19 protein-coding genes and 1 riboswitch are annotated in these 21578 nt (G+C 70.0%); of the genes, 15 read left to right on the top strand and 4 right to left on the bottom strand.

The features are described from left to right. Nucleotides 1-3: 3 nt before the first annotated feature. The 13 genes from UAJ10_RS23610 to UAJ10_RS23550 all read left to right on the top strand — a co-directional run bounded on the left by UAJ10_RS23610 (nt 4) and on the right by UAJ10_RS23550 (nt 13048). Nucleotides 4-924 carry a flagellin gene (locus tag UAJ10_RS23610; RefSeq protein WP_322917700.1) on the top strand — a complete coding sequence of 307 codons (921 nt, stop codon included), beginning with the start codon at nt 4-6 and terminating at the stop codon, nt 922-924. A gap of 141 nt (nt 925-1065) precedes the next feature. After that, on the top strand, nt 1066-1893 hold the full coding sequence (locus UAJ10_RS23605) for a flagellin (RefSeq protein ID WP_322917699.1): 828 nt from the start codon (nt 1066-1068) through the stop codon (nt 1891-1893). 74 nt (nt 1894-1967) lie between these two features. Next, nucleotides 1968-3683, top strand: a complete 1716-nt coding sequence (gene fliD / locus UAJ10_RS23600) for a flagellar filament capping protein FliD (RefSeq protein WP_322917698.1) — start codon at nt 1968-1970, stop codon at nt 3681-3683. Between the two features lie 82 nt (nt 3684-3765). Next, entirely contained in the window at nt 3766-4146 is a 381-nt protein-coding gene (locus UAJ10_RS23595; protein WP_322917697.1) for a flagellar export chaperone FliS, read from the top strand. Nucleotides 4147-4362: 216 nt separating this feature from the next. Next, a complete protein-coding gene (locus tag UAJ10_RS23590) occupies nt 4363-5058 on the top strand; it encodes a sigma-70 family RNA polymerase sigma factor (protein WP_322917696.1) in 696 nt (231 codons plus the stop codon). Continuing rightward, nucleotides 5048-5458, top strand: coding sequence for a hypothetical protein (locus tag UAJ10_RS23585; protein ID WP_322917695.1), 411 nt, complete (start codon nt 5048-5050; stop codon nt 5456-5458). The genes UAJ10_RS23590 and UAJ10_RS23585 overlap by 11 nt, the downstream gene beginning before the upstream one ends. A gap of 377 nt (nt 5459-5835) precedes the next feature. Next, a complete protein-coding gene (locus tag UAJ10_RS23580; protein ID WP_322917694.1) occupies nt 5836-7158 on the top strand; it encodes a Xaa-Pro dipeptidase in 1323 nt (440 codons plus the stop codon). 203 nt (nt 7159-7361) lie between these two features. Next, nucleotides 7362-7793, top strand: coding sequence for a protein tyrosine phosphatase family protein (locus UAJ10_RS23575; protein WP_322917693.1), 432 nt, complete (start codon nt 7362-7364; stop codon nt 7791-7793). 49 nt (nt 7794-7842) lie between these two features. Then, the gene (locus UAJ10_RS23570; RefSeq protein ID WP_322917692.1) at nt 7843-8148 is read left to right on the top strand and encodes a hypothetical protein; all 306 of its coding nucleotides are present in this window, start codon (nt 7843-7845) and stop codon (nt 8146-8148) included. A 6-nt stretch (nt 8149-8154) separates the two neighbouring features. Beyond that, nucleotides 8155-9513 carry a lysozyme inhibitor LprI family protein gene (locus tag UAJ10_RS23565; RefSeq protein ID WP_322917691.1) on the top strand — a complete coding sequence of 453 codons (1359 nt, stop codon included), beginning with the start codon at nt 8155-8157 and terminating at the stop codon, nt 9511-9513. Nucleotides 9514-9583: 70 nt separating this feature from the next. Continuing rightward, nucleotides 9584-9991 (top strand): hypothetical protein, encoded by a 408-nt coding sequence (locus UAJ10_RS23560; protein ID WP_322917690.1) that lies wholly within the window; start codon nt 9584-9586, stop codon nt 9989-9991. A 76-nt stretch (nt 9992-10067) separates the two neighbouring features. Further along, nucleotides 10068-10178: riboswitch (TPP riboswitch) on the top strand. Nucleotides 10179-10346: 168 nt separating this feature from the next. Further along, a complete protein-coding gene (gene thiC / locus UAJ10_RS23555; RefSeq protein WP_322917689.1) occupies nt 10347-12200 on the top strand; it encodes a phosphomethylpyrimidine synthase ThiC in 1854 nt (617 codons plus the stop codon). 203 nt (nt 12201-12403) lie between these two features. Next, nucleotides 12404-13048, top strand: a complete 645-nt coding sequence (locus tag UAJ10_RS23550) for a glutathione S-transferase family protein (RefSeq protein WP_322917688.1) — start codon at nt 12404-12406, stop codon at nt 13046-13048. Nucleotides 13049-13067: 19 nt separating this feature from the next. On the opposite strand, the gene UAJ10_RS23545 is transcribed toward UAJ10_RS23550, so the two are convergent. Next, nucleotides 13068-13730: a TetR/AcrR family transcriptional regulator gene (locus UAJ10_RS23545; protein ID WP_322917687.1), complete on the bottom strand. Its 663-nt coding sequence runs from the start codon at nt 13728-13730 to the stop codon at nt 13068-13070. 77 nt (nt 13731-13807) lie between these two features. On the opposite strand from UAJ10_RS23545, the gene UAJ10_RS23540 reads away from it, so the two are divergent. Further along, on the top strand, nt 13808-14968 hold the full coding sequence (locus UAJ10_RS23540) for an FAD-dependent oxidoreductase (RefSeq protein WP_322917686.1): 1161 nt from the start codon (nt 13808-13810) through the stop codon (nt 14966-14968). 132 nt (nt 14969-15100) lie between these two features. Here UAJ10_RS23540 and UAJ10_RS23535 read toward each other — a convergent pair whose 3' ends face one another. The 3 genes from UAJ10_RS23535 to UAJ10_RS23525 are packed head-to-tail and all read right to left on the bottom strand — an operon-like array spanning nt 15101 to nt 19299. Further along, nucleotides 15101-16270, bottom strand: a complete 1170-nt coding sequence (locus tag UAJ10_RS23535) for a glycoside hydrolase family 99-like domain-containing protein (RefSeq protein ID WP_322917685.1) — start codon at nt 16268-16270, stop codon at nt 15101-15103. Next, complete coding sequence (locus UAJ10_RS23530) at nt 16267-17763, bottom strand: glycosyltransferase family 9 protein (RefSeq protein WP_322917684.1); 1497 nt, start codon at nt 17761-17763, stop codon at nt 16267-16269. The genes UAJ10_RS23535 and UAJ10_RS23530 overlap by 4 nt, the downstream gene beginning before the upstream one ends. 12 nt (nt 17764-17775) lie before the next feature. Continuing rightward, nucleotides 17776-19299: a glycosyltransferase family 9 protein gene (locus UAJ10_RS23525; RefSeq protein WP_322917683.1), complete on the bottom strand. Its 1524-nt coding sequence runs from the start codon at nt 19297-19299 to the stop codon at nt 17776-17778. Nucleotides 19300-19538: 239 nt separating this feature from the next. Between UAJ10_RS23525 and UAJ10_RS23520 the strand changes: the two genes are divergently transcribed. After that, entirely contained in the window at nt 19539-21500 is a 1962-nt protein-coding gene (locus UAJ10_RS23520; RefSeq protein WP_322917682.1) for a tetratricopeptide repeat protein, read from the top strand. Nucleotides 21501-21578: the final 78 nt, after the last annotated feature.

Raw genomic sequence — 21578 nt, 5'->3', positions numbered from 1 at the left:
CCGATGAACCGGATATCGACCAGCGGCGCGCACGCCGCCCTTGTCCAATATATGCTGAAGAACGAATCCGCGTTGAACAGCGCGGAGGTGCAGGAGGCCACCAGCGCCAAGGCCACCACCTATGCCGGCCTGGCCGCCACCGGCGTGGGCGGCAACGTCAAGCTGCTGGTCAACCTGGAAAGCGAGGTCAGCTATTCCAGCACCCTGATCACCAACGCCGACACCGCCGTCACCAAGATCGACGCCATCGCGTCCGACATCACCAGCATCTCCAGCATCGCCACCAGCCTGAAGACGGCCATCAGCGAGGCCATGTCGACCGACCAGACCAGCCGGTCGACCTATCAGGAGGAGGCGTCGGGGTGGCTGACCGACGTGGCGTCCATCCTGAACGACACCTATGGCGGCCAGTACCTGTTCGGCGGCAGCGACACCAACCACGCCCCGGTGTCGGTGGACAGTGCCACCTACCCCGCGCAGACATCGTCCAGCAGCGCCGACACCAGCTATTACAGCGGCGACGACACCCTGGCGACCGTGCGCCTGTCCTCCACGCAAAGCGTCAGCTACGGCGTCACCGCCGGCGACCCGTCCATCGAGAAGCTGATGCGGGCGCTCAGCATGATCAGCAACACCAACCCGCTGGACGACACCACGCTGACCACCGCCCTGGACCTGGTGAACGACGCGTCCGACGGCTTGAGCGACATCGGCCAAACATTGTCCGACACATCCTCCAGAATACAGACGGCATCCAGCCATCTGTCCGATATAAATTCCTTCGCCACCACACAAAGCAGCGATTTGAAAAGTGTCGATCTGGCGGAGGTGTCAACAACGGTGACGACATTACAGACGTCATTAGAGGCGACGATGCAGGCTATTGCCGCGTCGCAGAAAATGAGTCTCGCGAACTACCTGTGACGACTCAAAACTTTTCGCAAAATAGCGAAAAAAAGTGCGCCCGCTTTCATCTGACCTGCCGTTGAACCGTGTGAGGGGGAGTACGGCCCGGCCGCAAAAGGCGGCCGCCCCACGAACCTCTCGCCAACCACATGGAGGTCCATGATGCCTGTCGTCACCACCAACACAGCGGCGAATTCCGCCCTGCGTTACCTGAACACCAACTCCGAGGCGGAATCGTCCTCGGTTTCCAAGATCGCGTCCGGTTCCCGCATCACCAAGGCGTCGGACGACGCCGCCGGCCTGGCGGTCGGCACCAAGATCCAGTCCGACGTCACCATGCTGAACCAGGCGTCGACCAACGCCTCGAACGGCGAGTCCATCCTGCAGGCGGCGGACGGCGGCATGGCCCGCATCTCCGACATCCTGCAGCGCATGGAATCGCTGGCCACCGAATCCGTCTCGGGCACCGTGACGGATACGGAGCGCGGCTACATCGACGCCGAATACCAGCAGCTGACGGACGAAGTGGACAGCATCTCCACGGGCACCCGCTTCAACAGCCAGAGCCTGCTGGACGGCACCGGCTCCTGGTCCTCGGGCGTCACCTTCCTGGTGGGCACGGCGACCACGGACACGATCACCATCACCCTGACCACGGTGGACAGCAGCGCCCTGGGCCTGACCGGCTCCAGCGTGGCCACCTCCGACGGCGCCACCTCGGCCATCACCACCATCAAGTCGGCGATCAGCGCGCTGTCGACCGCCCGCGCCAAGGTGGGCGCCCAGATCTCCCGCTTCGAATACCAGGGCGAGATGATCTCCACCTCGATCGAGAACCAGGAGGCGGCCCAGTCCGCCATCATGGACGTCGACGTGGCGTCGGAACAGACCAAGCTGTCCAACGAGGACACCCTGGTCCAGGCCGGCATCAACGCGCTGGCCAAGGCCAACCAGCTGCCGTCCGAACTGCTGAAGCTGCTGCAGTAAGGGGTGGACGGGGGCGCCCCTGATGGGGCGTCCCCCGTTTCTCGAGAGGGGGAAGAGAGGCCAGGGGTCCAGTCATGGCGGTGTCCACCATATCCGGCAGCACGTCGAGCACATCCGGCACGTCGACGGCCAGCACATCCTCATCCGCGTCGTCCGTCACCGGGCTGGACTATTCCGCCCTGGTCGCGGCGGCGGTGGCCGCGAAGGAAGCCAGGGCCGACACCATCGACAGCGAAATCACGGACAACGAGACCAAAATATCGGCGTACGAGAACTTCCAGACGCTGCTGAACACGCTGGCGACGGCGGCGGAGGCTCTCTCCAACCCGGTCGACAGCTCCACCACCAACCTGTTCTCGGAACGCACGGCCTATCTGTCGGGCGGAAGCTCCAGCGTTTCCGCCAGCGACATGCTGGGCGTGTCGGTGGACGACGGCACCGCCACCGGCACGCACACCGTCGTCATCAAGCAGTTGGCGACGGCGGAGAAGCTGGGCAGCGCCACCCAGACCAGCCAGACCGGCGCCCTGAACCTGTCGGGCACCTTCACCCTGGGCCTGGCCGATGGATCCACCGCCACCATCAGCGTGGCCAGCACGGACAGCCTCAAGGACATCGCCGCCGCCATCAACAAGCAGACCAGCAGCACCGACGTCTCCGCCAGCATCATCCAGGTGTCCGACGGTGCCTATGAGCTGGTGCTGACGGCCAACGACACCGGCAAGGCCATCGAGTTCACCAACGACAGCAGCGGCATCATGACCTCGCTGGGCGTCACCAACAGCGACGGCAGCTACGCCGACGAGCTGACGGCGGCGCAGGGGTCGGAGATCGAGGTCGACGGCATTGACATCCAGCGCACCAGCAACGTCATCAGCGACGTGCTGTCGGGCGTGACGCTGGACCTTTATTCCAGCGACTACGACAGCAGCACGGGCACCGGCTCCACCATCACCATGGAGCTGACGGCCAATTTGAGCGCCATCAAGAGCGGCATTTCCACCTTCGTCACGGCCTACAACGCCGTGCGCAACTTCATCTCCACCCAGCAGGCCACGGCCACCGACGGCAGCCCGGCCAGTTCCGCCGTGCTGTTCGCCGACAGCCAGGTGCGGTCCATCTCCACCGCCCTTCAGAACGCCCTGAACCTGACCGACGGCACCTATTCCATCTCGTCCCTGGGGCTTTCCTTCAACAGCGACAACACCTTGGCCATCGACAGCACCACGCTGGACAGCGCGCTCAGCGACAACCTGGACGATCTGGAGACCCTGCTGGGCTTCAACTACTCCACCTCCTCGACCGAGCTGTCGATGCTGCGTTCCCCCGACAGCACCGACAGCCTGAACTTCAATCTGGACATCACCATGAACGACGACGGCAGCATCGCGTCCGCCGGCGTCGGGGGCGACACCTCGCTGTTCACCATCAGCGGCACCCGCATCATCGGCAACGATGGCACGCCATATGCAGGGATGACGCTGGTCTATCTCGGCTCCCAGAGCCAGACGGTCAGCGTCAGCACCAACAGCGGGCTGGCCGACCTGATCTACAACACCTCGGACAGCGCGGGGGACACGGACAGCGGCACCCTACAGAACCAGATCGACACGCTAACGGACTACGACACGGATTTGACCAGCAAGGCCGACGACATCCGCAGCCAGGCGGAGGCCTACGGCACCCAGCTGGCCACCTACTACGCCCAGCTGGAAGCCCAGGCGCAGACGGCGGCCACTTTGCTGAAGACCCTGAAGGCGTATTCCGACGCCAGCAACAGCAGCAGTTGACGCGCCGGCGGTCCCGCCGGCGCCGGCCGGAGGAACCCCCAGCACCCCACCCTTCCCCCACAGAGACGTGAAAAGAGCGGCCATGAACCAAACCGCGTTCCAGCGAGCCTCCAGCGCCTACGGATCGGCCAAGCAGACCCTGCCCCCCCACAAGCTGGTGGAGGCGCTGCAGGACCGCGCGCTGCAGCTGTGCACCTCCGCCGAGCGCCACGCCGCCGATGGGCGGTTCGACCGCTTCCATGCCGACATCGTGCACGCGATCCGCATCTACACCGGCCTGCAGGTGGTCATGGTCAACCAGGTGGGCGGCCCCAGCGGCAAGGCGTTGAGCCAGCTCTACGGCGCCTTCATCCTGGCGTTGGGCCGGGCGGCCGGTGGCCGCGACGTGCCCGGCCGGGTCCGCCGCATCCAGGAACGCCTGGCGCTGCACCGGCGGCTGTGGGCGAAGCCGCCCAAGAATTGAAGGATACGCGGCCAGGGTATGCCATTTTGGGGAACGACCGACGGGCTTCCGCCCCGTTTAACGTACACCATCCGAAGGTCCCGCGACGGCGCGCGCGGGCCCTCGGACGGGCCCCGGGGACCAGGGGACCGCCTTCGGGCAAGGCGTGCTGATCAATGAAGACCCAGGGGCGGCGGCAGCGGCCCGGGGGGCCAAAAAGAAGAGATGGCGGTGACGATGACAAGCTCCCCTCACTCGCGCGGCGGCCCCGCCGGCGCGGTCCTGAACCCCGGGACCTTGGACGCCAGGGGCCGGGACGCCGGCGCCATGACCGTGCTGACGCCCATCCTGGACGGCGGCGACCTGGCCAACGCCACGGACGAGACGCTGATGGCCCTGTTGAAGACGGGGAATGTCGACGCCTACCGCCTGCTGATCCGCCGGTATTTCCGCCGCCTGTACGCCGTGGCCCGCCGCATCCTGCCCAACGACAGCGACGCCGAGGACGTGGTGCAGGACGCCTTTCTGCAAGTGTGGAACCACCGTGAGACCTGGCAGCCCATCAGCGCCAAGTTCACCACCTGGATCCACCGCATCGTCATCAACCGCTGTATCGATTACCGGCGGCGGCCAGCGGAAAACACGCTGGAACTGACCGAAGACATCATGGACGACAGTCAAAGCTTTGACGAAATCGTCCTTGAAAAGGAATTGGCGACAGTTTTGCACACAGCGCGGCAACGACTTCCAGCTAGTCAGCAGGTGGCGCTGGCCCTATATTACGACCAATCGATGTCCGCCGCCGAAGTGGCGGCGGCCATGAACACCACCGTCGTGGCGGCGGAAGCCCTGTTGAAACGCGCGCGCCAGCGCCTTCGCACCGCCTTCCGCAAGACCGCCATACGGCCCCGGGATGCTTTTGATGACGCCTGAGGAACTCGACGACCTGCTGTGCCAGTACGGGGCCCAGCTTCGCGCTTGGCCGGTCGAGCACCAGCGGGCCGTCACGGCCTTGCTGCGGGCATCCCCCCAGGCCAGGGCGCGCGTGCGCGAGATGCGCCGGCTTGAGGCGATGATCGCCGCCGACGCGCCGGAGCTGGAGCCGCCGCCCGGCATGCTGGAACGGGTGGAGCGGACGCTCATGGGCGCCGCGCTCAAGGACTGGACGCCGCCCGCCCCGGCATCGGCCCGGGGCGCGTCCGCGTCCGTTTTTTTTGGGTCTTCCGGGGCGGCACCCGCCCAACCGCCATCGTCCGCCGCCGCCAACAGCGACACGGATCAGATCCCACCCGCCCGAGGGCGGCGGCAGGTCCCCGAACCCCATCGCGACTGATCCCCGGCGCCCCAGGGCACCACCCGCCCGGCCCTCTCGCCACTGGCCGGTCGGTGGAATGCCCCGTCGCGCCCGGGTCGCCTGGGACGGCATCCGGACGGATATGGAACCCCAATTTGGGAGGAGGAAGGTGAGCCCGCGCCTTTGGCGCCGGGCTTTGCCGGGTGGTCGTTTTAAACGCCACGATCCCTTGCACGCGCGGACGTCGGCAACCTGTCGCCGCTTCCTGACATTTTTTTAATGCGAGGATTTCGTCAGCTTCGGCGCCGCCCGCCGGGACGCGGCACCCATGATTGTCACGTTGACGCGGCCGGGCGGCATGGGCACCTTCCCCGCCAACGCTGTATGCAAAATCCAAAGAACGGGGGCCCCGCACCATGTCCAGTCACGTAACCGCATCCATCCCCCCGCTGGCCTCCCTGGCCCGCCGCCTGCTGGCCGGCCTCAGCCTGGGCGCCCTGCTGGTGGCGGGGACCGCCCAGGCCGACACCGTGCTGGTGACGGCCGACCATCTGGTGGATGTGCTGGCCGGCAAGGTGGTGGACCGGCCGGCCGTGCTGATCGTCGACGGCCGCATCACGGCGGTGGGCACGCAAGGGGCAGTGACCGCGCCGGCCGACGCCCGCACGGTGGCGCTGCCGGGCCTGACCCTGCTGCCCGGCCTGATCGACATGCACACCCACATGACCAGCCAGCCCACCTGGAACGGCTATGAATCGCTGGGCGTCACCACCGCCGACAAGGCCATCGCCGGTGTCGCCAACGCCAAGGTCACGCTGATGGCCGGCTTCACCGCCGTGCGCAACGTGGGCGCCGACGCCTTCACCGACGTGGCCCTGCGCAACGCCATCGACAGCGGCCTGGTGCCCGGCCCCCGCATGAAGGTCTCCGGTCCCCTGCTGGGCGCCACCGGCGGCCATTGCGACGAGAACCTGCTGCCCGCCGACTATGGCCGCGTGGGCGAGGGCGTGGCCGACAGCCCCTGGGGCATGGTGCAGAAGGTGCGCTGGGTGAAGAAGTTCGGCGCCGACCTGGTGAAGGTCTGCGCCACCGGCGGCGTGCTGTCCAAGGGCGACAGCCCCGGCGCGCAGCAGCTGTCGCAGGAGGAGCTGGACGCCATCGCCAAGGAGGCCCACGCCCTGGGCATGAAGGTGGCCGCCCACGCCCATGGCACCGACGGCATCAAGGCCGCCATCCGCGCCGGCATCGACACCATCGAGCATGCCAGCCTGATCGATGACGAGGGCATCGAGATGGCCAAGAAGCGCGGCACCTGGCTGGGCATGGACATCTACAACGACGACTACATCCTGGCGGAGGGCGCCAAGGTCGGCATGCTGCCGGAAAGCCTGGAGAAGGAGCGCAAGATCGGCCGGGTGCAGCGCGAAAACTTCGCCAAGGCGGTGAAGGCCGGCGCCAAGATGATCTACAGCACCGACGCCGGCGTCTACCCGCACGGCGACAACGGCAAGCAGTTCGCCAAGATGGTGCAGTGGGGCATGACCCCGCTGGAGGCAATCCGCGCCGCCACCCGCAACGCCGCCGAAGCCATGGGCACCGACAAGGACATCGGCGCCGTGGCCGTGGGCCGCTATGGCGACCTGGTGGCGGTGAAGGGCGACCCGCTGGCCGACGTCACCCTGCTGGAACACATCCCCGTGGTGATCAAGGGCGGCGAGGTGGTGAAGGATCAGCGCTAACGCGCTGAATCTTCCAGTTCCCTCAGGCGGCGGGCGCGGGCATCCGCCCGCTGGCCTCACGGGCCTGGCCGGCCCGAGCCGGCGGTCGCCGGCCTGTGAAACCCGCGCCGGCCTGTGAAAGATGTAACGCATGCTGGAACCGGGCGGGGGAATGGGGGTAGTTTCTTCACCCGTTCCCGTCCGCTTTCCGGAGCCACGAGCCCATGCTGACCCCCCGCCCCCTGACCGACAGCCTCAGCGTCGCCCCGCAGATCGAGGAGGCGGATTTCGCCCAGGCCAAGGCGCTGGGCTTCCGCACCATCATCAACAACCGCCCCGACGGGGAAGAGCCGGGGCAGCTGACCTCCGCCCGGGGTGCCGAGCTGGCCAAGGAGGCCGGCCTGGACTACGTCTACCTGCCGGTGAACCAGTCCAACCTGGGGCCGCAGACGGCCGCCGCCTTCGCCGAGGCCCTGGCCAAGCTGCCGGGCCCCGTGCTGGCGCACTGCCGGTCCGGCACGCGCAGCACCATCCTGTGGTCGCTGGGCGCCGCCGCCAACGGCACGCCGGTGACCGAGATCATCGAGGCCGCCGGCCGCCAGGGCTATGATCTGAGCCCCTACGCCGGCGCCCTGGAAAGCCTGGCGCGCGGCTGAGCGTGATTCCATCCGCCGACTAATCGTCAACATTGATCAATATATCGACATGACCCGCCGCATCACCCTGGCGCTGGCGGCCCTAATGGCCGCCGCCCCCGTCGTCGCCACCGCCCTGCCGGCGGCGGCGGACTCCGCCTGCACCCGGCCCGACCGCCCCAAGCTGCCCCCCGGCAAGAAGTCCAAGGGCCCGGAGATGGAGGCGGCGGAGAAGAAGGTGGCCGACTACACCACCAAGATGACCGCCTACCTGAAGTGCCTGGACAAGGCCAAGACCGACGCCATGACCGAGCACAAGGGCGTGATCGAGGAATGGAACGGCGTCATCGACGCCTACAAGAAGAACCCCGGCTGACCGTCCTTGCGGTTACGCCCCCATGGCATCGTCGCCGCCCTTCTGTTGATCCCCGTCTTAGGCTCCGCCGCCGCCACGCGGGCGGCGGCGTCCCAGGCCGACTGTGCCGCCCTGCCCCGGCGGACGGACCGCATGATCTGCGCCAACCCGGCCTTGCGGGCCGAGGATGCCGAGATCGCGCGCCTGTACCGGCAGGCCGTGGCCAAGGCGGGCGCGCATGCCGCCCTGGTGATCGCCGAACAGGCGCGCTGGCTGGCGACGCGCGACCGGCTGTGCGGCGACCTGGCCCCGGCGGATGACGAGCGGGCGCGCACCTGCCTGGTCCGCGCCCTGCCCTTGCGGCGCGCCGCCCTGGCCGTGCAGGCGGCCAAGCCGGACCAGCCCTTCTGCGCGCGCGCCGCCACCACCCTGGCCGCCGCGCGGGGCCTGGATGGCGGCCCGCCCGTGGGCGACCTGGACGAGCAGCTCATCGGCGCCGGCCTGCTGACCCCGGCGCCGGAACAGGAACTGACCCAGGCATGGCGCGACCGCCTGCCGCCGGAGGCGACGCAGGACGCCGGCGACCAGATGGCCGTGGTGCCCTTCGGCCGCGCCCATGTGGCGGTGACGACGCTGGACGACGCCGCCGCCTGCACCAGCTTCAGCGTCCATTGGCTGGACACGGCTGGCAACGGCGGCCCCGCCCTGCCGCCGCCCGAGGCCCGGCCGGTGGGCAAGCCCGCCTATTGCTGGTCGGAAAGCGCCGGCTTTGGCCTGGATGCCACCGGCGTCCCGGTCTTCTTCGCCCAGGATTCCGGTCCCAGCCGGCCCATGGCGCTTCCCACCCGGGCCGAGATCCGCATCCACCAAGTGCACCGCGACCGCTGGGTCGCGGCCTGCCGCGTCGAGGCGACCTACCAGACCGAGTTCCGCCTGGGCGACGGTCGCTGCGCCGCCGACGCCGCCACCTGCAAGGCGCTGACCGAGGCGGCCCCGCGCTGGGCCACCGCCCTGGCCGCCAGCCCGTGGTCCATCAGCGCCGACCATCCGCCGGGCCGCCCCGACTATCCCGCCCTGGAGGGCCTGGCCCCTTACACCGGCCCGTTCACGCCCGCCTTCCTGGCCATCCCCAGCGTCAAGGGCTGGACCTACACCGGCCTGCCCAACTTCGAGGAGGAGGCGCCCCTGCTGGAGTGGCACAGCCCCGGCGGCCCCCTGATCCTGCGCCTGTCGCCCGGCATGCTGAACTGGCGCCCCGGCCCCATCATCCTGGGCGCCTGGCGGCGCGAAGGCGGCACCCTGGTCCCGGTGGCGGCCTACACCATCAACCAGGTGCGGGTGGGGGTGCCGGCGGTGACGGTGGGGCCACCCCCGGCCAAGTCCTGAGGAGCGACCGTCAATCGACTTTGCCTTCACCGGCTTGCGCGCTATGGTTCTTTCAACCAGAAGAAATCGGGTGAGGCGCGCGGTGGATCGACCCAAATACATCAATCTTCCCGTCATTGCCGAGCAAGCGGCAGTGACGGAGCGTGTCATCCGGCCGGTGAAAACCGGGGAAACGGTTGAGAAGGTCCGAAAGCACCTCCTCAGCAGCGAATTCGAAGATGTCGTCAAACCGATCTTCGAGGATCGCGTCATCGATGTCCCAACGGGCGAGATATCGTCCTACGTCGCCGACTATGTCGGCCTGTGCGGGTCCATGAACAAAATCATGAATGACCTGGACGCCGACGGGTATGAGGTTGTCCAAGTCACGCCCATCACCATCGCCGGCCATGGTCATGACGTTCATTCAACCGGCCACACCGACTGGGGATACAGCTTTACCAAAGGCGCCATCATCACCGCCAAGCGGCGGGGTTGACCGACGCCCAACCATTCCCCCACCTCCCCATTTTCCCGCCCATTGACACCCGTGCCCTCGGGCGCGCACAGTGCGGCCTTCGTTCCAGGGGTGCGCCGGAGGGCGCTGAGATCCGCGGAGAGACGCGGGGACCCTTTGAACCTGATCCGGATCGTACCGGCGTAGGGATGGGAACAGGGGCCTTCGCGTATTACCCGTCATTGGGGGCACACGCGCATCCGCCCTGTAGGCCGCGACCGCAGCGGCCGCCTTCCCCCTCCCCATCGCCGTTGCCCCGGGTTGGCGACATGTGACGTGCCGGACGCATCAGCGGCCAGAGAGCCAAGGGCGCCGGACTACGGAGGAGCACGACCCTATGCCCGATACCCTGACCCCGGCCGCGATTCCGGGAAGCGACGGTTTCGCCGTCACCACCGGGCCCCTGCCCGCCTCTCGCAAGGTCCACATCCCCGGCACCCTGCACCCCGACCTGCGCGTGGCCATGCGCGAGATCGACCTGTCGCCCAGCGCCAATGAGCCGCCGGTGCGCGTCTACGACCCGTCCGGCCCCTACACCGACCCGGCCGTGACCACCGACATCCGCCAGGGCCTGGCCGAGCTGCGCAGCACCTGGGTCGAGGCCCGGGGCGATGTGGAACGCTATGACGGCCGCGCCATCAAGGCGGTGGACAACGGGTTGAAGGAGGGTGAGAGCAGCCCCGTGCCGGTGTTCGACCGCGCCGGCCGCCTGCCCCTGCGCGCCAAAGGGGGGAAGGCCGTCACCCAGCTGGCCTACGCCCGCGCCGGCATCGTGACGCCGGAGATGGAATACGTCGCCATCCGCGAGAACCTGGGCCGCCAGGCGCTGAAGGAACAGCTGGAGCGCGACGGTGAGAGCTTCGGCGCCGCCATCCCGGACTTCGTGACCCCGGAGTTCGTGCGGGATGAGATCGCGCGCGGCCGCGCCATCATCCCCAACAACATCAACCACCCGGAATCGGAGCCGATGGCCATCGGCCGCAACTTCCTGGTCAAGATCAACGCCAACATCGGCAATTCCGCCGTCACCTCATCGGTGGCGGAAGAGGTGGACAAGCTGGTGTGGGCCATCCGCTGGGGTGCCGACACGGTCATGGACCTGTCCACCGGCCGCAACATCCACACCATCCGCGAATGGATCATCCGCAACAGCCCCGTGCCCATCGGCACCGTGCCCATCTACCAGGCGCTGGAGAAGGTGAACGGCAAGGCCGAGGACCTGACGTGGGAGGTGTTCCGCGACACCCTGGTGGAGCAGTGCGAACAGGGCGTGGACTACTTCACCATCCATGCCGGCGTGCGCCTGGCCCACATCCCCCTGACGGCCAAGCGCGTGACCGGCATCGTCTCGCGCGGCGGGTCCATCATGGCCAAGTGGTGCCTGGCGCATCACAAGGAGAATTTCCTCTACACCCGCTTTGAGGAAATCTGCCAGATCATGAAGGCCTATGATGTGGCCTTCTCCCTGGGCGACGGCCTGCGGCCCGGCAGCATCGCCGACGCCAACGACGCCGCCCAGTTCGCCGAGCTGAAGACCCTGGGCGAGCTGACGCAGATCGCCTGGAAGCACGACGTGCAGGTGATGATCGAGGGCCCGGGCCATGTGCCCATGCACAAGATCAAGGAGAACATGGACCTGCAGCTGAAGTGGTGCGGCGAGGCGCCGTTCTACACGCTGGGGCCCCTGACCACCGACATCGCGCCGGGCTACGACCACATCACCAGCGCCATCGGCGCCGCCCAGATCGGCTGGTTCGGCACCGCCATGCTCTGCTATGTCACGCCCAAGGAGCATCTGGGCCTGCCCGACCGCGACGACGTGAAGGTGGGTGTCGTCACCTACAAGATCGCGGCGCATGCGGCGGATCTCGCCAAGGGCCACCCCGCCGCGCGGCTGCGCGACGACGCCCTGTCGCGCGCCCGGTTCGAGTTCCGCTGGCGGGACCAGTTCAACCTGTCGCTGGACCCGGAAACGGCGGAGAAGTTCCACGACCAGACCCTGCCCGCCGACGGCGCCAAGCTGGCGCACTTCTGCAGCATGTGCGGGCCGAAGTTCTGCTCCATGAAGATCAGCCAGGAGGTGCGCGACCTGGCCGGCGTGGAGGGTGGCTTCGCCGAGGCGGAGAAGGGCATGGCCGAGATGTCGGAGGCCTTCCTGGCGCAAGGGGCGGAGATCTACCACACGCCCTGAGGCACACGCCCTGAGGCACACGCCCTGAGGCACACGCCCTGAGGCACACGCCCTGAGGCACGCCCCCTCAGCCGCGTACCCTGAAGTCCGTTCAATCCCCGCCGGTGCCATGCCGGCGGGGCCAAACGGCGGGGATTGTCCTTTGTGCCGGGCCGTGCCCTGATGCGGCGGGTCACGGCTTCGGACAGGGAGGATCGCGGACGATGATCACCGTCTTCGGCGAAGGAAGGGGATTCCGCGTCGTCTGGCTGCTGGAGGAAATGGGGCTGCCCTACCGGCTGAGGCCGGTGGATCTGCTCGCCGGCGTCGAGAATGATCCGGACTACCTGGCCATCAACCCGGCCGGCTTCATCCCCGCCCTTCAGGACGGCGAGGCCACCCTGGTCGAGTCCATCGCGATCATGGAGTATCTGATCGCGCGGTACGGGCCCACGCCGCTGGCGCCGGCCGCGCATGATCCTGCCTTCCCCGGCTATCAGCAATTCCTGCACCTGGGCGAAGCCGGCCTTGCCGCCTCGATGTACTTCGTCGTCGTCAGCCGCAACTTGGCGCCCGAGGCCGAGCGCCGGAACTGGGGCGCCCTCAAGGCGCTGGAGGTGTTCGAGAGCCGGCTGGGATTGGTGACGCGCCAGTTGGCCCGCGCGCCCTATATGGCCGGCGAGACGTTCACGGCGGCCGACATTTCCGTGACCTACGCGCTGGAGTTCGCCCAACGGGCCGGCGGCTACACCTTCACCGCGGCGGAACGGGCCTACATCGCCCGCACCAGCGGCCGCGACGCCTATCGGCGGGCCATGGACACCTGCCAGGCGACCAAGGCCTGGGCCGCCGCCGCGACGGCGTCGTGATCCTTCGCCCGGGGATCAACTATCGCACTGTCCCGATGCCGGCCAGGATCAGGTCGAGGCCGGCCAGGAACTGGTCGCGGTCGTCATGGTCCCGCAGGGGGACGGCCAGCTGGCGCAGGAAGGGATAGTCGACGGGGTCCAGCCGCGCCCAGCGCGCGGCGATGGCGGCCAGGGCGGCCGACCGGTCGGTATCGGGCGCCTGCAGGCGGGCGTTGGCCGCGTTCTGCCCGGCGGCACCGAAGATGTAGTTGACCAGCACGGACCAGGCGTCGAACCAGGCGCGCCGCGGCACGCCCAGCGCCATCAGCCGGCCGCCTATCTCCTCGAATATCCGCAGCATCGCCGGCTGCCACGGCTCACGCGAGACCTGGGCGCCCACCCAGGGGTGCGCGTCGATGGCGTCGAACAGCCTCAGCGCCAGGGTCCGGATGCCCTGCCGGGGGTCCAGGTCCAGGGCCACACCGGCCAGGGCCTGGGTGATGATGCTGTCCGTGGCCGCCGCCAACAGGTCGCCCTTGTCGGCGATATGCCAGTAGATCGCCCCGCTGCCCGTCGCCAGCCGGGCGGCCAGCGCCCGGAAGGTCAGCCCCCCTTCCCCCTCCGCATCGAGGAGGAGGATCGCCGCCGCCACGATCCTTTCCTTGGAAAGCGCGTCCGCGCGCCGCTCGGTCCGTTTGGTCATGGTCCCAGCTTGACATTCATGGAACGCCGTTCCAATTAATATTCATGGAACGCTGTTCCAATCCCTGAAAGGAACCCATGATGACGCCACCCGTCACGATCGTCGGCGCCGGCCTGGGCGGCCTTACCCTCGCCCGCGTGCTGCATGTCCACGGCATCCCCGCCATCGTCTATGAGGCGGAGGCGTCGGCCGGCGCCCGCGCGCAGGGCGGCATGCTGGACATCCATGAGCGGGACGGGCAGCTGGCGCTGAAGGCCGCCGGCCTGTTCGACCCGTTCCGCGCCCTGATCCATCCCGGCGGGGAGGCGTCGCGGGTGCTGGACCCCCAGGGCGCGGTGCTGATGGACCAGCCGGACGACGGCAGGGGCGGCCGGCCCGAGGTGCTGCGGGGGGAATTGCGGCGCCTGCTGCTGGACAGCCTGCCGGCGGGGACCGTCCGGTGGGGACGGAAGCTCACCGGCGTGGCGGCGCTGGGCGACGGCCGGCATACGCTGACCTTCACGGACGGGTCCGCCGCGACCACCCGGTTGCTGGTGGGGGCGGACGGCGCCTGGTCCAAGGTTCGGCCGCTGCTGTCGGACGCCACGCCCGCCTATGTCGGGGCGAACTTCATCGAGACCTATCTGTTCGACGCCGACACGCGCCACCCGGCGACGGCGCGGGCCGTGGGCGGCGGGGCGCTGTTCGCCATGACGCCGGGCCGGGGCATCTTCGCCCACCGCGAACCGGGCGGCACCCTGCACGCCTATATCGGCCTGAAGCGGCCGGCCGACTGGATCGCCGCCGTCGACTTCGGCGACGCGGCCGCCGCCAAGGCCCGCATCGCGGCCGAGTTCGACGGCTGGGCGCCGGCGCTGACCGCGCTGATCACCGACAGCGACACGCCGCCGGTGCCGCGCCCCCTGCACACCCTGCCCAGCGGCCACCGGTGGCCCCGCGTGCCGGGCGTCACGCTGCTGGGCGACGCCGCCCACCTGGCCCCGCCGGCCGGTGAAGGCGCCAACCTGGCCATGCTGGACGGTGCCGAGCTGGCGCAGGCCATCGCGGCGCACCCGGGCGATGTCGAGGCGGCCCTGGCCGCCCATGAGGCGGCGATGTTTCCGCGCGGCGCGGCGGCGGCCGTGCAGGCGCATCACATCCTGGATCTGTGCCTGGGCGACAGCGCGCCCTTCGGCCTGCTCGACTTCTTCACCGGCCGCTTCTCACGCGGGAATGACACCAGCGGCACGAGGCTTTGACTCGTGCCGCCATAGGACGCGACCGCGTCCGCCGGAGCATTCTGGGGAGCACCAGCGGACTGAAATGCGAGGAAGCCAAGCCGCCGGATGGCGGCGCCCGGCGGCGACTGAGGGGCCTTTGATCAGGTGCGATCAAAGGCCGCTGTCATGAGACAGCTCCTCCTCGATCTGGCGGCACAGGGCGGCGATGGCGTCGTAATCCACCCCGGGCGCGCGGCCAGGGGTGGGTTCGCCCACCCGGGTCAGGGCGACGTAGCCGCCCTGGCGGATGCCGTTGGCGGTCTCGTCCAGCACGGTGCTGCCGAACTGGGTGGTGGGTTCGATCTGGCTGCGCTGGCGCCAATGGTTCCAGCTGTCGATGAAGACCAGCCGCTCCGCCTCCGGGAAATGCTGGGCGACGTGGACCAGGGCCCCGGCCAGGAAGCGGCGGTACAGCACGGAACTGGTGCTGGCCAGCAGGGTGGCGCCGCCCCCGGGATGGTCGGGCCAATCGGCGAAGTCTAGCACCACGCGGGGAAAGACCTTGCCGCGGCTGGGGCGGTCCACCATGCGGCTGTTCACGAACTGCGGATAGCTCATGATGGTGTCGTCGAACATGCCGCCGTCGGCGTGCCCCGCCTCCGCCTGCAAAAACGTGTAGCCGTTCAGCAGCTCCGCCGGCTTGCAGGAGCGCCACTGCGCCGGGCCGGGGTCCAGCAGGGCGTCGAAGCCGGCCGCCAGCAGGCCGCCGCGCGCCTCCGCCGCCGTGGCGACCAGGTACAGGCCGCCCAGGCCGGCGGTGTCGGCCGCCTGGCGCAGCAGGGCCACCGCGCCCGCCGGATCGGGCAGCCGGTAAGGCTCGTTCACCACCAGCACCTGGCGGCCGTCGGCGGCCAGGGGGCTGAAGCCGGCGACGGCCGCCATCAGCGCCGCCGCGTCCGCCGCCGCCACGTCGCCTCCGGCGGCCACCGGCTCCGGCGTCCAGCGGAAGGCCAGGCCGAAATCGTCGTCGCACCAGGCGTCCAGGCATTCCGCGCCGGTCAGGTATTGGCCGCCGACACGGTGGCAGTCCAGGACGAATCCACCGATGCCCGTGGCCCGCGCCACCGCCACCACGCGGCCCGCGCTGGCGGCGTCCGCCAAGTCGTAACGGCCCAGGGCCTTGCCCGGCTGCAGCAGGGGACTGTGGTGGCGACGGGCGGGATAGGCGTCCAGCGCCCGGGTCCAGGGGTCGCCGCCGCCCAATGCCTCGGCCAGCGGGCCGGACGACTGGAAGCGGGCGTCGAAGAAGGCCAGGACGCGCAGGTTCAGGGGCGGGATCATGCCGCGTCTCCTCTTTGAATGATGGCGGGTCCGTAGGCCTCCGCCGCCACGTCCAGGATGGCGGCCACCAGGTCGGCGGGCTGGGGATGGTTGTGGCAGTCCGGCCCCCCGTCCAGCGGGCAGGCCTTGTAGCCGCCGCAGGGGGCGCAGGGCAGCGCCGGCGGCGGCAGGCGGTAGCCAGCGCGCCGGGGCGCGTCGGAATTGCCGGGAAAGGTGGGGCCGAACACCGCCACCGTGGGATGGCCCAGAACCTGGCTGGCGAAATGCAGGGGGAAGCTGTCGACACTGAGGACGACGTGATGGTCGCGGATCAGGGCGGCCAGCCGGTCGGTGCTGCCCGCCGTGGCCGGGGTGGCGCCGTCCGCCGCCAGGTCCGGCGCGTCCAGCACGGTGACGGCGCAGCCCAGGTGTGCCAGGGCGCGGACCAGCACGCGGGCGTGCCGCGCGGGATAGGCCTTCAGCGGCCAGCCGCCCGACAGCTGCATCAGCACCCGCAAGGGGGCCGGCGGCCGGGCGCAGCGGCGGACCGTTACGGGCGCGCGGCGGTAGAGGGTGTCGTCCAGCGTCGCCACCGGATCGCCCAGGGCGAAGCGCGCCTGGTCCACCAGGTTGAAGGGTGCGCGGGAATAGGATTTGGAGAAGCGGCAATAGACCATGAAGGTGCCGGCCCGCACCGCCGGGTCGATGTGCGCCAGGCTGTCCAGGTAATAGCGCCCGTCCGACACCTCGCCCGTGCGGCTGACCGGCGGGATGTCCAGCACGATGGGGTCCAGCCGGTTGCCGCAGTCATGGAAAATATCGAGGTAGTCGCGGCAGACCACCTGGCGCTGAAAGATCAGGTGGCCCGCCGGCACCAGGCGCGACGCCAGGCTGAAGAACAGCACGTCGCCGGCATGGCCCGGGTGGTGGGCGGCGAAGGGCAACCCGCGCCAGTCCGCCCGCGTCCGGATCAGCCGCACGGCATCGGCGCATTGCGCGCGCCAGGCGGCCAGGTTGTCGCCCAGGATGTAGCCCTGGGCGGTGATCTTGGGCAAAGGCGCCAGCGGCTTCAGCGGCGTCTGGCGCCGGGGCACGATCTGGCCGGTCAACTGCGACAGCAGCTGGGCGTCCGTCGCCGCCCGGTTGGCTGAAAGCAGGCACAGGAAGCGGCCCAGGCCCTGGTCGAACAGGGCGCGCGGCAGGACGTAGGCGACGGGAAAGGTCTCCGCATCCGTCAGCACGCAGGGGCAGCGCAAGGGTTCGCCGCCCCGCAGCAAATCCGCCAGCCGCGCGCCGCGCGTGGCCAGCAGCGGGTTGCTGACCACCACCGCGTCGGCCCCGCGCACGCGCGCCAGGGTGCGACGCGCCACCTCCCACACCGTACGGCCGGGAGGCGAGGTGGCGCTGTCCAGCAGGTCGCCCGGGGACAGCGGCCCCAGGGAGAAGCGGAAGTCGAACGCCTCCATCCGTCCAGCCCCAAACTGTCCCTGGGTGATCGCGACGCCGCCCAGCATGATCCCCGCCCCTTATGCGGCGTCGCCCAGGCCCAGCACGGAGGCTGGGCTGGCGCCGTAGACCTCGGCCGCCACCTCCAGGATGGCGGCCACCAACTGGGCGGGGCGGGGCTGGTTGGTGCAATCGCGGGTCATCAGCAGGGGGCAATAGTCCAGGCACCCGCAGGGGCCGCAGGGCAAGGCGGGGGCCGGCAGGCGATAGCCCGGGCGCCGGGGCGCGTCGGAATTGCCGGGCGCGGTGCAGCCGAAGATGGCCACGGTGGGGTGCCCCAGGACCTGGCTGGCGAAATGCAGGGGAAAGCTGTCGACGCTGAGAAAGACGTGATGGTCGGCCAGCAAGGCCTTCAAGGTGTTGGTACTGCCGGCCGTGACCACGCGGGCCCCATCGGCCGCGGCGTCGGGCAGGTCGATGACGGTGACGGCGCAGCCCAGGTCGACCAGGGCGCGGATCAGGACGCGACGGTCCCTGGCCGGATAGGTCTTGAGGTCCCAGCCGCCCGTCAGCTGCATCAGCACCCGCAGGGGGGTGCCGGGCGGGGTGCTGGGCGGGGTGCCGGGCGGCGGGAGGGCCGGGCGCGCCTGGACCGCGGGCGCGCTGGCATAAAGCGTGTCGGCGAAGGTGGCCACCGGGTCGCCCAGGCTGAACCGCGCGTGGTCGATCAGGTTGAAGGGCGACTTGGCGTAGGCCTTGGAATAGCGGGAGAAGACCATGAAGGTTTCCTCCGCCACGCCCGGCGGCAGGTGGGCCAGGCTGTCGATGAAATAGCGGCCGTCGCCCACGTCGGTGTTGCGCGGCGCCGGCGGGATGTCCAGCACGATGGGCGCCAGCCGGTTGCCGCAGTCCTGGAAGATGTCCAGGTAGGCCCGGCACACCACCTGGGACTGGAAGGCCAGATGATGGTCGGGCACCAGGCGCGACGCCAGGCTGAAGAACAGCACGTCGCCGGCATGGCCGGGATGATGGGCGGCGAAGGGCAGGCCGCGCCAATCATCCCGGGCCCGCATCAGTTTCACCGCGTTGACGCACTGGACCAGCCAAGCCTCCAGATTGTCGCCCAGGATGAAGCCCTGGGGCGTGCTGTCCGGCAGGGACCCGATGGCCCGCAGGGGGGTGGCCCGCCGGGGCACGAAACCGCCCCCCGTCAGGCGCGACAGCAGCTGGGCGTCGGCGGCGGAGCGGCTGACCGACAGCAGGCAGAGGAAGCGGCCCAGGCCCTCAGCCAGCAGTCGGCGGGGCAGGATGTAGGCGATGGGGAAGGTGCCCTCATCCGTCACCACCGCCGGGGCCGGCAACGGCCCGCCCGCCAGCACCAGCTTGGCCAGGCGGCTGGCGCGGATCGGCAGGATGGGGTTGCTGACCACCACGGCGTCGGCGGCGGGACAGGCGGCCAGGGTGCGGCGCGCCACCTCCCACACATATCGCCCGGGGGGCGTGGTGGCGCTGTCCAGGATGTCGTTGGGCGTGAGGGCGCCGGTGGAAAAGCGGAAGTCGAAGGACTCCACCCCGCCGGCCGTTATCGCCAGACTGCTCAGCATCGCCGCCCCCAAGGGATGAGCCGGCGCCCCGCCCCCGGTGGTGTCCCCGGTGGTGCCGACAAAAATAGATTCAATTTTAGCTACACGGACGAGACCGCCAAAACAGGCGCGGTATTTGCGCAAAGGGCGGCCGCCGACCCGCCGGTGGTGGGCCGCCCGACTTGCCGCCACAGTGCGAGGATCGGGGGACCCGGGAACGCGGGGGACTTGGGGCCAGGGGATTTGGGGCGGGGGGCGACGTGACGGCGGTATCCAAGGAACGGTTGATGGTGTCGCCGGAACTGGCGGCCCTGTTCGGCCAGGCGCAGCACCACGACCGCGCCGGCCGCCTGGACGAGGCGGAGGCGCTGTGCCGCGCCATCCTGCGCCGCCTGCCCAACGAGACCGCCGTGCTGCACCTGCTGGGCGTCATCCTCTGCCGCACCGGGCGCCTGGTGGAGGGGGCGGAGATGCTGGCCGGCGTGACGGCGGCCCAGCCGGGCAACATCGCGGCCCTACGCGCCCTGGGCGACGCCTTCCACGCCCTGGGCCATATGGCCGAGAGCGTCATCGCCTATCAGCGCATCCTGTTCCTGCAACCGGGCGACGCCGACGCGCACCTGCGCCTGGGCCTGTCGCGCCAGGCACTGGGCCAGGGGACGGGGGCCATCGCCGCCTTCCGCATGGCCGCCGCCCTGGACCCCGCCAACGCCGACATCCGCGTCACCCTGGGCATGGCGCTGGAGGCGGCCGGCGACAAGGCCGCCGCCCTGACCGCCTATGCCGACGCCATCCGCCGCGACGCCGACAACGCCCCCGCTTTCCTGGGCTTGGGCAACGTGCTGGCCGACCAGGGCCGCGCGGCGGAGGCCATGGCCGCCTACGCCCGCGCCCTGCACCTGGCACCCGACTGGCCGGACGCCCTGACCAACCTGGGTCTGGCCCTGCAAGCCGACGGGCAGGTGGACCAGGCGCTGGCCCTGCACCGCCGCGCGGCGCGGCTGGCGCCCGACGCCGCCAACGTCCACCTCAACCTGGGCACCGCCCTGCAACTGGCGGGACAGGGTGCCGCGGCAGTCGACAGCTATCGCCGCGCCGTGGCCCTGGCCCCGGACAACGCCGCCCACCTGTCCAACCTGGGCCAGGCGCTGGCGGAGCTGGGGGCCGAGCCGTGCCGCATGGACGAGGCGCTGGCCGTTCACGACCGAGCGGCGGCCCTGGCCCCCGACAACGGCGTGGTGCGCTTCAACCAGGCGCTGGCCTGGCTGCTGGCCGGCGACGACGCGCGGGGCTGGCCGGCCTATGCCTGGCGCTGGCGCGGCGGTGTCGACGAATTGGCGGATCGCGGCTTCACCGTGCCCGAATGGCGGGGGGAGGATCTCGCCGGCCGCACCCTGCTGGTGCATGCCGAGCAGGGCCTGGGTGACACCCTGCAATTCGCCCGCTTCCTGGGCCGCCTGCCCGCCGACGGCCGCGTGGTGGCAGAGGTGCAGCCGCCCCTGCTGGCCCTGATGCGCGACGGCCTGGTCCAGGACGGGGGTGCCGTCGTGGAGGTCATGGCGCGGGGGCGCCCCCTGCCCGCCTTCGACCTGCACGCGCCGCTGATGAGCCTACCGGCCGCCCTGGGGGTTCGCGACGCCGCCGGGCTGGCGACGCCGGCGCCCTATCTTACCGCCGACCCCGACCGGACCCGCGCCTGGCGGGAGCGGCGGGCCCCCGGAACCCTCACCATCGGCATCGCCTGGTCGGGCAATCCCAAGCACCGGGCCGACCGGCTGCGCAGCGTGCCCCTGGCCGATCTGGCCGGGCCCCTGGCGGCCCTGCCGGGCGTGACGCTGGTGCCGGTGCAGACCGACCGTCGGCGCGGCGATGAGGAGATGCTGTCCGCCCTGGGTATCGCCGACATCGCGCTGGACGGCTTCACCGACACCGCCGCCCTGGTGGCCGGGCTGGACCTGGTGATCACCGTGGACACGGCGGTGGCGCATCTGGCGGGGGCGCTGGGCCGGCCCGTCTGGCTGCTGCTGCCCTACGCCCCCGACTGGCGCTGGCGCCTGGGCGGTCAGGACACGCCCTGGTACCCGGCCACCCGCCTGTTACGCCAGGAACGGCAAGGCGACTGGGCCCCCGTCATCCGCCAGGTGGCGGCGGCGCTGAAGGCGCACCGATCGGCACCCACTGTTACCCAGCTCACCAGCGGCATGATTCCCATGCCGCTGTAGGCCCCAAGCGGGGCCGCCGGAGATTTGTGGGGAGCCGAAGGCGAACTGGAAATCGAGGACAAGCCAAAGGCCCGGATG

Source organism: Nitrospirillum guaranorum, from assembly GCF_034653275.1.
Taxonomy (GTDB): Bacteria; Pseudomonadota; Alphaproteobacteria; order Azospirillales; family Azospirillaceae; genus Nitrospirillum.
Note: the sequence above shows the minus strand (reverse complement) of the source record. Positions and strands in the feature narration are given on the sequence as shown.

Excerpts from the sequence above, each read along its gene's own strand:
- UAJ10_RS23530 (WP_322917684.1), bottom strand. The coding sequence starts at position 17,763 with ATGCTGGGCGGCGTCGCGATCACCCAGGGACAGTTTGGGGCTGGACGG.
- UAJ10_RS23535 (WP_322917685.1), bottom strand. The coding sequence starts at position 16,270 with ATGATCCCGCCCCTGAACCTGCGCGTCCTGGCCTTCTTCGACGCCCGC.
- fliD (WP_322917698.1), top strand. The coding sequence starts at position 1,968 with ATGGCGGTGTCCACCATATCCGGCAGCACGTCGAGCACATCCGGCACG.
- UAJ10_RS23570 (WP_322917692.1), top strand. The coding sequence starts at position 7,843 with ATGACCCGCCGCATCACCCTGGCGCTGGCGGCCCTAATGGCCGCCGCC.
- UAJ10_RS23595 (WP_322917697.1), top strand. The coding sequence starts at position 3,766 with ATGAACCAAACCGCGTTCCAGCGAGCCTCCAGCGCCTACGGATCGGCC.
- UAJ10_RS23580 (WP_322917694.1), top strand. The coding sequence starts at position 5,836 with ATGTCCAGTCACGTAACCGCATCCATCCCCCCGCTGGCCTCCCTGGCC.
- UAJ10_RS23585 (WP_322917695.1), top strand. The coding sequence starts at position 5,048 with ATGACGCCTGAGGAACTCGACGACCTGCTGTGCCAGTACGGGGCCCAG.
- UAJ10_RS23575 (WP_322917693.1), top strand. The coding sequence starts at position 7,362 with ATGCTGACCCCCCGCCCCCTGACCGACAGCCTCAGCGTCGCCCCGCAG.
- UAJ10_RS23545 (WP_322917687.1), bottom strand. The coding sequence starts at position 13,730 with ATGACCAAACGGACCGAGCGGCGCGCGGACGCGCTTTCCAAGGAAAGG.
- thiC (WP_322917689.1), top strand. The coding sequence starts at position 10,347 with ATGCCCGATACCCTGACCCCGGCCGCGATTCCGGGAAGCGACGGTTTC.
- UAJ10_RS23540 (WP_322917686.1), top strand. The coding sequence starts at position 13,808 with ATGATGACGCCACCCGTCACGATCGTCGGCGCCGGCCTGGGCGGCCTT.
- UAJ10_RS23590 (WP_322917696.1), top strand. The coding sequence starts at position 4,363 with ATGACAAGCTCCCCTCACTCGCGCGGCGGCCCCGCCGGCGCGGTCCTG.
- UAJ10_RS23550 (WP_322917688.1), top strand. The coding sequence starts at position 12,404 with ATGATCACCGTCTTCGGCGAAGGAAGGGGATTCCGCGTCGTCTGGCTG.
- UAJ10_RS23610 (WP_322917700.1), top strand. The coding sequence starts at position 4 with ATGAACCGGATATCGACCAGCGGCGCGCACGCCGCCCTTGTCCAATAT.
- UAJ10_RS23525 (WP_322917683.1), bottom strand. The coding sequence starts at position 19,299 with ATGCTGAGCAGTCTGGCGATAACGGCCGGCGGGGTGGAGTCCTTCGAC.
- UAJ10_RS23605 (WP_322917699.1), top strand. The coding sequence starts at position 1,066 with ATGATGCCTGTCGTCACCACCAACACAGCGGCGAATTCCGCCCTGCGT.